6 protein-coding genes and 10 pseudogenes are annotated in these 12,479 nt (G+C 67.7%); 15 read left to right on the top strand and 1 reads right to left on the bottom strand.

What is annotated here, in order from left to right:
- Positions 1–348 precede the first annotated feature (348 nt).
- The 3 genes and pseudogenes from AC0IX7_RS13810 to AC0IX7_RS13800 all read left to right on the top strand — a co-directional run bounded on the left by AC0IX7_RS13810 (position 349) and on the right by AC0IX7_RS13800 (position 2,562).
- Entirely contained in the window at positions 349–1,017 is a 669-nt protein-coding gene (locus AC0IX7_RS13810) for a hypothetical protein (RefSeq protein ID WP_471812384.1), read from the top strand.
- Between the two features lie 546 nt (positions 1,018–1,563).
- Entirely contained in the window at positions 1,564–2,250 is a 687-nt protein-coding gene (locus AC0IX7_RS13805; RefSeq protein ID WP_471812383.1) for a terminase large subunit domain-containing protein, read from the top strand.
- Positions 2,157–2,562: pseudogene (locus AC0IX7_RS13800) on the top strand (phage terminase large subunit family protein). Before AC0IX7_RS13805 ends, AC0IX7_RS13800 begins: the two are co-directional and overlap by 94 nt.
- A gap of 410 nt (positions 2,563–2,972) precedes the next feature.
- On the opposite strand, the gene AC0IX7_RS13795 reads toward AC0IX7_RS13800, so the two are convergent.
- Positions 2,973–3,188, bottom strand: coding sequence for a hypothetical protein (locus AC0IX7_RS13795; protein WP_471813994.1), 216 nt, complete (start codon positions 3,186–3,188; stop codon positions 2,973–2,975).
- On the opposite strand from AC0IX7_RS13795, the pseudogene AC0IX7_RS13790 reads away from it, so the two are divergent.
- From AC0IX7_RS13790 to AC0IX7_RS13735, 12 genes and pseudogenes are all read left to right on the top strand, one after another.
- A pseudogene (locus AC0IX7_RS13790) lies at positions 3,097–4,016 on the top strand (phage portal protein). The gene AC0IX7_RS13795 and the pseudogene AC0IX7_RS13790 overlap by 92 nt on opposite strands.
- Positions 4,016–4,320 (top strand): annotated as a pseudogene (locus AC0IX7_RS13785) (DUF6127 family protein). Before AC0IX7_RS13790 ends, AC0IX7_RS13785 begins: the two co-directional pseudogenes overlap by 1 nt.
- A pseudogene (locus AC0IX7_RS13780) lies at positions 4,317–4,728 on the top strand (HK97 family phage prohead protease). The pseudogenes AC0IX7_RS13785 and AC0IX7_RS13780 overlap by 4 nt, the downstream one beginning before the upstream one ends.
- Before the next feature lie 158 nt (positions 4,729–4,886).
- A pseudogene (locus AC0IX7_RS13775) lies at positions 4,887–5,887 on the top strand (phage major capsid protein).
- A 679-nt stretch (positions 5,888–6,566) separates the two neighbouring features.
- Positions 6,567–6,965: a gp17 family tail completion protein gene (locus AC0IX7_RS13770; RefSeq protein ID WP_471812382.1), complete on the top strand. Its 399-nt coding sequence runs from the start codon at positions 6,567–6,569 to the stop codon at positions 6,963–6,965.
- A 143-nt stretch (positions 6,966–7,108) separates the two neighbouring features.
- Positions 7,109–7,491, top strand: a pseudogene (locus AC0IX7_RS13765) (phage tail tube protein); the annotation flags it as partial.
- 168 nt (positions 7,492–7,659) lie between these two features.
- Positions 7,660–7,972: pseudogene (locus tag AC0IX7_RS13760) on the top strand (gene transfer agent family protein).
- Complete coding sequence (locus AC0IX7_RS13755; protein ID WP_471812380.1) at positions 7,969–8,100, top strand: phage tail assembly chaperone; 132 nt, start codon at positions 7,969–7,971, stop codon at positions 8,098–8,100. Before AC0IX7_RS13760 ends, AC0IX7_RS13755 begins: the two are co-directional and overlap by 4 nt.
- A 50-nt stretch (positions 8,101–8,150) precedes the next feature.
- A pseudogene (locus AC0IX7_RS13750) lies at positions 8,151–8,697 on the top strand (tail tape measure protein).
- Positions 8,698–8,867: 170 nt separating this feature from the next.
- Positions 8,868–11,146: pseudogene (locus AC0IX7_RS13745) on the top strand (DUF2460 domain-containing protein).
- 171 nt (positions 11,147–11,317) lie between these two features.
- Positions 11,318–12,111 (top strand): annotated as a pseudogene (locus AC0IX7_RS13740) (DUF2163 domain-containing protein).
- On the top strand, positions 12,108–12,479 hold the full coding sequence (locus AC0IX7_RS13735) for an NlpC/P60 family protein (RefSeq protein WP_471812379.1): 372 nt from the start codon (positions 12,108–12,110) through the stop codon (positions 12,477–12,479). The pseudogene AC0IX7_RS13740 and the gene AC0IX7_RS13735 overlap by 4 nt, the downstream one beginning before the upstream one ends.

The raw sequence follows: 12,479 nt of genomic DNA, 5'->3' as shown, positions 1-12,479 counted from the left end.
GGATTGCTGTCCGGCTTCGCGATATCGGTGTAACCAGATCGGTTAAGCCGCTTGACATCGTCACGCTCGTTTGGTACATAACAGGAACGCTGAAGAATTGCGGGTCGGGCTATTGGCTCGGGGGAGAGAGGCCGGGACGGTCGGGGTGGGAGCCTCGGGTGTCGCCGGCCTTTTCGCGTTCTGGCGGTTTGGTTCGCATGTTTGGTTCGCATGTTTGGTTCAAAGGGGCGGGGGCGCGGGATGGTGAGCTTTCGGAAGACGGGGGCGATTGCCGATACACATGCTTGTGTCCCGCCGGTTGGGCGTGGCGCGACTATAATCGGCACGTGCAAGAACCGGAGTATTCAGGTGCGCGCGCCGCGCTTCGACAGGTGGACCAAGGCGCGGCGGGCGCAATTCCTGGGCGTACTGGGAACGAGCTGCAACGTCAGGGCCGCCGCTGCGGCTGTCGGCATGGGGTTTGGGACCGCGTATGCGCTGAGGCTCCGCGATCCCGCCTTTGCAGCGGCGTGGGCGGCGGCGCTGGCCGACGGGTATGATCGGCTCGAGGAGGTGTTGCTCGCCGCGGCGATCGCCGGGCTGAGCGGAGATTTCGTGGCTGAGACGTCCGACGGTGACACGCGTGTCGCCGGGGACTTGGCTTGCGAGGCTGCCAGCGACGGCGCCATCGATTCCGGCAGCGATCTTGGGGGCATTTCGGTGCCGGATACGGGTGTCGTGCGGCTGGCGAGCATGCAGGCGGTGCAGGTTGCGCTGGCGATGCTGGGTCGGTTTCGCACCGCGCAGGCGAAGGGCGGGAAACGACCGAAATCGCATCGGCGGCGCGCGACCGTCGAGGAGACCAATGCTTCGATCGCAAAGAAACTGGATGCCTTGGCCAAGCGGCTGGTGGCGGCGCCGGCGGTGATCGTCCTGGGCGGCGTGGTTGGTGATGACGGGAACGGAGCCGGGGCTGGTGCTGGGGCTGGAGCCGGCGCTGGGATGATCCTGACGAATGGCGCGCAGCATGAGCGATGACCGGTCTGGCGAGGAGTGCGTAGCGTGGCCGATGAAACCGACCGCTTGGCTCTGGAGGATTCGAGGAGCAATTCGAGACGGTCGTGCGCCTGAAGCGGTATGCGGGACAGAGGGTGAAGGCGTTACCGGGAGTGGTCGGGCGGGGAGTGGTCGGGCGGGGAGTGGTCGGGCGGGGAGTGGTCGGGCCGGGAATGGCCGGGATGTGATCGCGGAGCTCGCGGCGTTGCCCGCGGCACGACGGGCACGGCTGGTCGGGATGCTGACCGCGGCCGAGCAGCATGAGCTGCATGATCGGTGGGAGGTGTGGGCGCATCCTGGGCAGCATCTGAAGACGGGTGCGGGTGCGGGTGCAGCGGGGGCGGGTTCGGGAGCGGCGGCGGACGACTGGCGGATCTGGGTGATCCTGGCGGGGCGCGGGTTCGGGAAGACGCGCGCGGGGGCGGAGTGGGTCAGTCAGGTGGCGCGGGACAATCCTGGCGCTCGGATCGCGCTGGTCGGGGCGACCATCGAGGACGTGCGGCGGGTGATGATCGAGGGGAGAGCGGGTTGCTCGCCGTCGCGCGCGATGACGAGGATCTGGTGTGGCGGGCTGGCTCGGGCGAGCTGCGGTTTGCGAACGGGGCGTTGGCGTTCGCCTATTCGGCGGAGGCGCCCGAGGCTTTGCGCGGGCCGGAGCATCTGGCGGCGTGGTGCGACGAGGTGGCCAAGTGGCGCAACGGGGATGCGACATGGGACAATCTGATGATGGGGCTGCGGCTGGGCGATCTGCCGCGGATCGTGGTGACGACGACGCCGCGGCCGGTGGCGCTGCTGCGGCGGATATTGGCGTTGCCGGGGGTGGTGCGGTCGCAGGGGCGGACTGCCGATAACGTGCATCTGCCGGCGAGCTTCGTGGAGGCGGTGACCGCGACCTATGCGGGGACGCGGCTGGGGCGGCAGGAGCTGGATGGCGAGCTGATCGAGGATGTCGCTGGCGCTTTGTGGACGCGGGAACTGGTGGAGTCTCGGCGGGTGGCTTTTGCGCCGGCGGTGACGCGGGTCGTGGTGGGGGTGGATCCGCCGGCCGGAAGTGTTTCCGGGGGCCGGGGGATGCCTGCGGGATCGTGGTGGTGGCGCTCGGGATCGACGGGTTTGCGTATGTGTTGGAGGACGCGAGCGTGTCGGGGGCCAGTCCGGAGGGGTGGGCTCGGGCAGTTGCCGAGTGTGCCGAGCGGCATGGCGCGGACCGGGTGATCGCGGAGGCCAACCAGGGGGAAGATGGTGGGGAGCGTCCTCTCCGGTGCGGACCGGGCGATGCCGGTGAAGCTGGTGCATGCGTCGCTCGGGAAGGTCGCGCGAGCGGAGCCGGTGGCGGCTTTGTATGAGTCCGGGCGGGCCTGGCATGTGGGGGCGTTTCCGGATCTGGAGGACGAGCTTTGCGGGCTGATCGCGGGCAGGGGGTATGAGGGGCCGGGACGGTCGCCGGATCGGGCTGATGCGCTGGTTTGGGCTATGACCGAGGTGATGCTGGGGCCGAGGGCGCGGGTTTCGGTTCGGGTTTTGTAGGGTTGTTCCCCTTCCTCGTGGGGAGAGGCAGCGGGCTATTTTCTCCCCTCCCTGGCAGGGAGGGGCTGGGGAAGGGTTGGTTCGTTCTTGCCGCAGGCGTCTGGATATGCGGAAGCCGACCCACCCCCGACCCCTCCCTTCCAGCGAGGGGGAAGTAGCGGGTTTTCCCCTCTCCCCGTTGGGGAGAGGAAGGAGGAGCCGTAGGCGACGGGAGGAGTGAGGGGTGGCTGGGGCTGGCGTTCCTAGCCTCACTCCCCTCTCCTCCCACGCGCAAGGGCGCGCGGGCCCCTCCCTCTCCCCGTAGGGGCGAGGGAATTTTTCAGGAGATCGTCCATGAAATTGTTCGGGTGGAAATCCGGGCGCGATGAGTCGCGGCCGGTGTTGTCGCGTGCGTTGAGCGCGCCGGGGTTTCAGGGGGCTTTTGGCGATGTGCCGTACTCGTATGAGGCGCAGGTGCGGGCGGGGTATCTGGGGAATGCGATCGTCCAGCGGGCGGTGAAGCTGGTGGTGGAATGCGTTGGGTCGGCGCCTTTGATGGCTTCGGATCCGGCGCTCGTTGCACTGGTGACGGCGCGGTCCGGGGGCAGGCGCTGGTCGAGACGGTGGCGGCGCAGATGCTGTTGCATGGGAATGCGTATGTGCAGGTGCTGCGCGACGTGGATGGGGGCGCGGCGGAGTTGTTTGCGCTTCGGCCCGAGCGGGTGGCGGTGGAGGCGGATGCCAGCGGGTGGCCGGCCGCGTATCGGTATCGAGGTCGGGGAGCGGGTTACTCGGCTGCACGCGGATGCTGTGCGGCCGGAGGTGATCCATCTGAAGAGCTTCAATCCGGTGGATGACCATTATGGGCTGGGGTGTTTGGGGGCGGCTTCGGGCGCGGTGGCGATCCACAATGCGGCGGCGCGGTGGAACAAGGCTCTGCTGGATAACGCCGCGCGGCCTTCGGGGGCGCTGATGTACGATCCGAAGGACGGCGCGGTGTTGTCGACCGAGCAGTTCGAGCGGTTGCGGGGGAGCTGGAGGCGTCGTTCTCGGGGGCGGGGAATGCCGGGCGGCCGATGCTTCTTGAAGGTGGCTTGCGGTGGCAGGCGTTGAGCTTGTCGCCCGCCGACATGGATTTCGTTGGGACGAAGGCGGCGGCGGCGCGGGAGATCGCGCTGGCGTTCGGGGTGCCGCCGATGCTGCTCGGGCTGCCAGGGGATAATTCCTATGCGAATTACCGGGAGGCTAATCGGGCGCTGTGGCGGCTGGGGGTTTTGCCGCTCGCGTCTTCGGTTTTGACGGGGATCGCTCAGGGGCTTTCTGGCTGGTTCGAGGGGGCGGCGATTTCGGTCGATCTCGATCGGGTGCCGGCGCTGGTCGAGGATCGGGAGCGGCTTTGGGGGATGGTGTCTGCGGCTTCGTTTCTTAGCGATGCGGAGAAGCGGGCGTTGCTCGAGATTCAGGAGGTGGCGTGATGGATGGGGCGGTTTTGGCGCAGTTGATGCGGCAGGGGGCTGAGCGGGGGTGGACCTCGTGACGTTGCGGGCGATCGTGGAGGAGGCGGGGGAGCTGGGGGCGGCTCGGGCTTTGGCGCGGGTGGCTTTGAGTGACGAGCGGGCTCGGGAGGATGTGGCGGAGTTGCGCGAGCTGTTGGCGGCGTGGCGGGATGCGAAGCGGTCGGTCTGGAAGGCGGTGGTGGGGTGGATCGCTCGGTTGGCAATGGCACTGATGCTGGCTGGGCTGGCGGTTAAGCTGGGGTTTGCTGCGTGGTTGAAGTGAGTGTCGCGTTCGCGGGGTATGCGGCGGTGTTCGACGTCGTCGATCGGGCGGGGATGTGGTGCGGCGGGGGTCGTTCCAAGGCGCGGGCGTGGTGCCTTTGTTGTGGCAGCATCGTGGGGGGCGGTTGGTTTGCTCGCGTCGGTTCGAGAGGATGCGCGGGGGTTGCGGGTCGAGGGGGTGGTGGCGGATCTGGCGCTGGCTCGGTTGGTGCGGGGTGGGGCGGTGGCTGGGCTGTCGGTTGGGTATCGGGCTTTGTCTGTGCGGCAGGGGGTGCGGCGGGAGTTGCTTTCTGTGGAGCTGGTGGAGGTTAGTCTGGTGGCGGTGCCGATGCAGGCTTTGGCTCGGCTGGAGATCGTCCCTCTCCCTGTTGCGGAGAGGGAGGGAGGAGCTCTTGCGACGGAAGGGTGAGGGCGGTTGGCGCGGGCGTTCCGAGCCTCTCGCCCCTCTCCCTCCTCCCACACGCAAGCGCGCGCGGGCCCCTCCCTCTCCCCGGGGGGAGAGGGGTTTTTGAGTTTCACGAGGCGTCCTGCGGGGCGCCTTTTTTTGTTTCTTGTGAGGAGATGGACATGGGTGTTGTTGACCGGCCGGTTTTGGAGGGGGCGGCTCCTCTCGGGGTGAATGCGGCGTTTGCGGGGTTCGTTCGGACTGGCGCTACGTTGGAGATGAAGGCGTTTACCGGGGTGACGGGCGATTCTGGCGGGTTTGCGGTGCCGCGGGAGATCGATGCTCAGATCGACACTTTGCTGAAGGCGGTGTCGCCGATCCGGGCGATCGCCAATGTCGTGAAGGTGGGGTCGGCTGGGTATCGGAAGCTGGTGACGACCGGGGGTACGCCGTCCGGGTGGGCTGCGGAGAATGCGGCTCGGCCGGAGACGGCTTCGCCGGTGTTCGTGGAGATCGCGCCGCCTACGGGGGAGCTGTATGCCAATCCTTCGGCCAGCCAGGCGATGCTCGACGATGCGGCGTTCGATGTCGAGGAGTGGCTGGCGGGCGAGATCGCTATGGAGTTTGCGAAGGCCGAGGGGCGGCTTTCGTGTCCGGCTCGGGGGTTTCGCGGCCTAAGGGGTTTCTGACCTCGGCTACTGCGGCGACTGCCGACGGCGTGCGGGCTTTCGGGACCTTGCAGTATCTCGCTAGCGGGACGGCGGGCGACTTTTCGGCGAACCCGCAGGAGCGGTTGATCGACCTCGTCCAGTCGTTGCGCGGGCCGTATCGGCAGGGGGCGAGCTTCGTGATGAATGCGGCGACCTTGGCGCGGATCCGGAAGTTCAAGACGACGGATGGGGCTTTCGTCTGGGCGCCGAGCCTGGCGGCTGGGGTGCCGGCTACGCTGCTCGGCTATCCGGTGGTGGAGGCCGAGGACATGCCGGATATCGCCGCCAATGCGCTGGCGATCGCGTTCGGGAATTTTCGCGCGGGGTACATCATCGCCGAGCGGACCGAGACGGGCATCCTGCGCGATCCGTATTCGAACAAGCCGTTCGTGAACTTCTACGCGACCAAGCGGGTCGGTGGGTGCGTGACGAACTCCGAGGCTATCAAGCTGATGAAGTTCTCGGTGGCGTGATCGACGGGGGAGGAGGGGTTTGGGGCGGGGGTTGCTCGTCCCAACTCCCCTCTCCCTCCCACGCGCAAGGGCGCGCGGGCTCTCCTCTCCCCGGAGGGGCGAGGGAAAAATAGGAGACATCGTAATGACGGGGTCGGCGATTTCTGCCGGGGTGATCGCTGAGGTGGTCGTCGCGGCGAGGGCTTTGTTGCGGGTGGAGAGCGGGGAGGATTTGGTGCTCTCGCGGTTGGCGCAGACGGCGCTGCTACTGGGGAGGCTTTTCTGGGGGCGGCGGTGATCGTGCGGCCGTTCGAGGATGTGGTGACCAGTGCGGCGGGGTGGCGGCGGTTGATGGTTGCGCCGGTGACCGTGATTGCGGGGGTTACGGGGTTGCCTGTGGAGGGGGCTCCGTTCGTCTTGGCGGTCGGGGCCTATGCGGTCGATATCGATGCGGATGGGGTTGGTTGGGTTCGTATCCTGGCTGCGGGTTCTGCCGGGCGGGTGGCGGTGGCTTATTCGGCTGGGATCGCGCTGAGCTTCGAGGCGGTTCCGGCGCCGATCGCGCAGGGGGTGGCGATGTTGGTCGCACATCTCTTTGATCACCGGGAGAGCGATGTGGCGCCGCCGGCGGCGGTGGCGGCGCTTTGGCGGCCGTATCGCCGGATGCGGTTGTCCGCGGGGTGCACCCCGGAGCTTTGGCGTGAGTGGGCGGATGGTCTTGCAGGCCGCGGTCGTGGCGCGGTTGAACGCGGTGCTGGATGTCAGCGTGTTCGATGCGCCGCCGGTCCGGGGTGGGCTGCCTTATGCGGTGGTCGACGAGCCGGTGCTGTCGGACTGGAGCACGAAGACCTGGGTTGGGCGGGAGGGGCGCGTTCTGCTGACGCTGTTCGATGGAGGGAGCGGCCGGTTCGGGTGCGTTCCTTGCTGGCTGCTGCCGAGGAGGGGCTGGAGGCGCTGCCGCCTGATCTTGGCGAGGGGTGGCGGGTGGTTCGGCTGGCGCTGGTTCGGTCTCGCGTGCTGCGGGTCGGGGATCGGTGGCGCGGGACGTCCGAGTTTCTGGTGCGGATGTACCGGGAGAGTTGAGCGGTTCGGGAACTGAACAAGATTGTTCTCCCGCGAAGGGCCTCCCCATCAAAGTAATACTTTGATGGGTGCCCGAAGGCGGGAGTCCAGACTGGCCCCGCCTTCGCGGGGGAACACGCTTTGAAAAGGAGCTGACATGGCGGTGGAAAAGGGAGTGCGTTCCTGCTGAAGGTGGGGAACGGGGCGGCGCCTGTTGTTTACGCGACGGTGGCGGGGCTGCGGACTACGCAGATGTCGGTGAATGGGGAGGCTATCGTTGTCACGACGAAGGATTCCGGGGGTGGCGGCAGTTGCTTTCGGGGGCCGGGGTTCGGAGCGTTTCGGTTTCGGGGGCTGGCGTCTTTACCGGGTCGGTGGCGGAGTTGCGGGTGAAGGCTAGCGCGCTGACCGGGGTGCTCGATGATTATCGGCTGGCGTTCGAGGGCGGGGATACGATGACGGGGAAGTTCCTGGTTTCTCGGTTGGATTACGCCGGGGATTTCAATGGGGAGCGGTCTTATACGCTTAGCCTGGAGAGTTCTGGGGCTGTTGTTGTGGGGTAGCGGCTTTCCCTCGCCCCATCGGGGAGAGGGAAGGAGGAGCTCTCGCGACGGGAGGGTGAGGGGTGGTTGGGATTTCGGTTCCTAGCCTCACTCCCTCTCCCTCCCACGCGCAAGGGCGCGCGGGCCCCCCTCTCCCCGTAGGGGCGAGGGAATTTTTGGAGACATCTCATGGGTGATTTGGCGAATTCGGTTCGGGGGGAGGGTGCTCTTCGGGTCGGGGGAGACTCTTGTTCTTCGGCCTAGCTTTGCGGCTTTGGTCGCGGCTGAGGGGGAGTTGGGGCCTTTGTTTGCGCTCGTCGAGCGGGCGGCGGAGGGGAAGCTTGGGATTGGGGAGATGGTGGGGCTGTTCTGGCATTGCCTGCGCGAGTGCCCTGAGGGGGTTACTCGGGAGCGGTTGGGGGAAGCTGTCGTCGAGGCGGGGCTCGCCGCGGTGACGCCGGTGTTGCGGGTGCTGTTGCGGCAGATTCTGGCGGGGAAGTGACTTTTTCCGAGAGCGCCGGGCGGTTGGCGGGGTTCGCGGGGGCGGTGTTGGGGTGGGCGCCGGAGGTGTTCTGGCGGGCTACGCCGGCGGAGTTGGCGGGGTTGTTGGGGCTTTGGTGGGGGACGTGACAGCGCCTCCCGATGCTTCGACGATCGCTCGGTTGAGGGGGCTTTTCCTGATGGATGACGATCTGGAGCCGGCGCTGCTGAGCGTGCGCGTGGGGACGACCGGGTTCGTGCGTGATGTCGCGGCGATGCGGGAGGAACTGGAAAGCGTGCTGGGGAGCGGGGCCGAGCGAGCGTCGCTGCGCGTCGAGGCGGGGCTTTTGCGGGCGGTTCGGTCTGGGAAATTGGGGTTCGAGGAGTTGAAGGGGGTCGCGCTGTCGGCGCTGGATGCGATTGCTTCGGCGGCGTTGAAGGCTGGGGTGCAGTCTGTGTTGAGTGGTGGGGGTTTGAGTGGGGCGCTGGCCGGGTTGGTTGGTGGGTTGCCTGGGCGGGCGACTGGCGGGCCGGTTTCTCCGGGGCGGGCTTATGTCGTTGGGGAGCGGGGGCGGAGGTGTTCGTGCCTACTTCCAGCGGGCGGGTCGAGACGGGTGCGCCGGGGGCGTGCGTGAGGTTCGGGTGGCGATCACGGTGAATGCTGCCGGGGGGAGTGCTGCGGGGGTGTTGGCGCAGTCTGGGCGGCAGGTGGCGCGGGCGGTGAAGGCGGCGCTCGCGGTGGAGTGAGTGGTGTCCCTCGCCCCTTTGGGGAGAGAGGAAGGAGGAGCCGTAGGCGACGGGAGGGTGAGGGGCGGTTGGGATTGGTGTTCCGTGCCTCACTCCTCTCCCTCCCACGCGCAAGGGCGCGCGGGCCCCTCCCTCTCCCCGTAGGGGCGAGGGACAGTAGGAGAACATCTATGGCGCATTGGCTTTGCTCGGGGCGGACTGTGCAGGTCGAGGGGCTGGTCTCGCGGTTCGATCCTCGGTTTTGGACGGTGGATTTTCCTCGGCCGATGATGGCGTCCGTAGTGACCACCGGTCCCGCTTCGCTGCGGGTGGATGCGGTTTTCTATAAGGCCGACGATCTCGCGGGATTGATCTGGGAGGCGGTCGATCGGTTCGACCATCCGTTGCTCAAATATGAGACGTCTCGGGATTTTCGGGACTGTCGGCTGCGGTTTCGGTGGCGGTCTTCGGGGGTGATGGCGCTGGATGCGATCAATGGTCCGACACTCACGATCGAGGGGCGGGATGCGGCGGGGGTGGCTCGGGCCTGGTATGTGCGGTTGTGGAATTATGCTGTCGGGGCGCCGGAGGATGCGGTGGTCTCGCTCGATTTCGCGGCGATGGTCGGCGGGTATGAACTGCCCGAGGATAGCGATCCGGTCTGGGCGGGGGATATCGACCGGATGTTCGTGTCGGTAGTGCCGCCGGACTATTCGGGGGCGGACGTGCCGCTGAGCGCGCCGCGCGAGGGGTGGGTTGAGTGGACCGATCTCGTCTGCGACGGGCCGGGGGCGGTGCTGGCGATCGGCGATGCCGTGGTGCCGGAACACGGAGTTCGGATCGCGGGCGGGTATGACGATAGTTATAACCTGACGCCGGCGCGGTTGCTGCGCAATGCGCTGCATCTGGGGTATCGGGGAGCATCACGCATTATGTCGGGATGAGCCATTATTTCCGGCTCGAGGGGGCAGGCGGCGGGTTTTACGTTTCGGCGGCGGGGGCGTCTTGAACGTTGCCTGTGCGGCTTGGCACCGGGACTTTGCGGGGCGGGCGAAGGCGCTTGGCTATGACGTGATCTGGTCGCTGAGTTACGAGCTGTTCGATGCGCATTGCTGGAACGACTGGAAGCAGCGGGCCGCCGATGGGTCGCCGGCGCTGACCGGGTGGGAGCCGCCGTCGACGTTGCTGTCGCCGGCGCATGGCGGGGCGATGGGGTATCTTCAGGCGGTCGCGCGCGCTTTTATCGGGATCGCGGTGGCGGCGGGATTGGCGCCGAAGTTCCAGGTCGGCGAGCCGTGGTGGTGGATCATGCCCGATGGGCGGCCGTGCATCTATGATGCGAGCGCGGTGGCGGCGTTCGCGCCGGTGGCGATCGGGAGCATCCTGGGGATGAAGACGCCCGCGCGTATCGCGACGCTGGATGCGGCGGGGGTGTGTCTGGCGGCGTCTACTGCTGCGCTGGTGGCGGCGGCGAAGGCGGAGGCGCCGGGGTGCGTGACGCATCTGTTGACGTATCTGCCGACCGTGCTGGATGCTGCCGCGCCCGAGGCGAAGCGGGCGAACATGCCGGTGGGGTGGGCCAGCCCTGCGTTCGATGTGCTGCAGCTGGAGGATTATGACTGGGTGACGGCGGGGGATTCGGCGTCGTCTGCCGAAGGCGTGGCGGTGGCGTTCTCGCGACTGGGGTATCCGGTGGATCGGCAGCATTATTTATCGGGGTTCGTGCTGCGGCCTGATCAGGCGGTGCAGTGGGGGCTGATCGAGGCTGCCGCGGAGGTCGCGCGAGGGCGGGGGTGGCGGAGACGTTCCTGTGGGCGCTGCCGCAGGTGATGCGGGATGGGTTCGTGCATTTCGATACTGCCGGTTCAATCGGGGAGGAGGATGCCGTGGATGCGTTCGATGACGTGCTGTTTCCGCTCGAGCTGGGGCGTGAGGCTGAGGTGGCGCCTGGGTTCTCGACCGCGATCCTGACGAGTTCGGGGGGCGGGAGGCTCGGAATGCGGCTTGGGCCGAGGCGCGGACGTCGTATGACGTGGGGCTGGGGCTTCGGAGCGAGGCGGATATCGGGGTGCTGCTGGCGTTCTTTCGGGCGCGGATGGGGGCGGCTCGGGGGTTTCGGTTGCGGGATCCTTTCGATTTTGAGGCGGTCGGGGAGGTCGTCGGGGTTGGCGACGGGGTGGCTCGGCGGTTTGCCTTGGTGAAGTCGTACGGGGCGATGGAGCGGCGGATTACTCGGCCGGTTGGGGGAGCGTTTCGGTGGCTGTGGGGGGCACTGGGACTTCGGCGTTTTCCGTGGAGACTGGGGGTGGGTGGTGCTGGATGTGGCGCCGCTTGCCGGGGCTTTGGTGACGGCGGGGTTTGCGTTCGATGTGCCGGTTCGGTTTGCCGAGGATCGGTTGAGCGTGGCGCGGGCTACGTTCTGGCTGGGGTGGCGGCGAGTGTGCCGCTGGTCGAGGTGCGGGAGGCGTGATTTTCCCTCTCCCCGTCGGGGAGAGGGAGGAGGAGCCTCTTGGCGACGGGAGGGTGAGGGGTGGTTGGGATTGTCGTCCTGAGCCTCACTCCCTCACCCTCCCACGCGCAAGGGCGCGCGGGCCCCTCCCTCTCCCGGAGGGGAGAGGGTTCTCTTGAAGAGGAGACGCTCATGTTTCTGGATGCTGAGCTGGCGACGATCGCGCTGTGTTGGCGGGTCGAGCGGTGGGATGGGGTGGCGGTGGGCTTGACCGCGCATGACCGGGACCTGGTGGTGGACGGGCTGGTGCACCGGGCGGCGCCGGGGATGACGCCTTCGGCGATTCAAAGGGCGGACGGGCTGGAGGCGGATACGATGGATGTGGCGGGGGCTTTGACGTCCGCCGCGATTGGGGAGCGGGATTTGTTGGCGGGGCGCTGGGATGGGGCTCGGGTGGTGCTGTTTGCGGTGGACTGGACCGATCCGGCTTCTCGGGTCGAGCTGGGTGAGGAATCTTTGGGGCGGTCGAGCTGGGTGATGACGGGTTCACCGCGGAACTGCGGGGGCGAGTGCGGCGCTGGATCGGCCGGTGGTGGAGGAGACGTCGCCGGAATGTCGCGCGGAACTGGGGGATCGGCGGTGTCGGGTGGCGATGGCGGGGCGGCGGCGGTTTGCTCGGGTCGTGGCGTGCGAGGGGGCGGTGGTGACGCTGGATGCGAGCGCTGAGGGGCTTGGGGGCGGGCTGTTGCGCTGGTTCGGGGGCGCGAATTGTGGGTTGGAGAGTGCGGTCGCGCGGGGGTTCGGGGTGGCGGTTACGTTGCGGGCGGTACCGGCGTTCGTGGTCGAGGCGGGGTGCTGGTCGAGGTCGTCGAGGGGTGCGACAAGAGTCTCGCCACCTGTGCGGGGCGGTTCGGGAATGCGGTGAACTTTCGGGGGAGCCGTTTCTGCCGGGGATCGATCTGCTTACCCGGTATCCCGGGGCTTGAGCCGGATTGCGGAGGCTGCCCTGGCCGCGGTTGGGACGCGGTTTCGGTTGCATGGGCGGGGGGCGGACGGGCTCGATTGTGTCGGGCTGGTCGCGCTGGCGTTGCGGGCCGGGGGTTATCTTGGCGAGGTTCCGAGCGGGTATTCGCTGCGGGGTGGCGATTGGGGTTTGCTCGATCGGGTGCTGGTGCGGGTCGCCGAGGCCGAGCCGGGCGACGTGCTGCTGATGGCGGTGGGGCCGGGGCAGTTTCATCTGGGGATCAGGACGGAGCGCGGGTTCGTGCATGCGGACGCGGGGCTGCTGCGCGTGGTGGAGCGGCCGGGGATGCCGCCTTGGCCCTTGATCGGTGTTTGGCGGGTGGGGGTGTGA

Source organism: Sphingomonas sp. AC411 (genome assembly GCF_979253035.1).
Note: the sequence above shows the minus strand (reverse complement) of the source record. Positions and strands in the feature narration are given on the sequence as shown.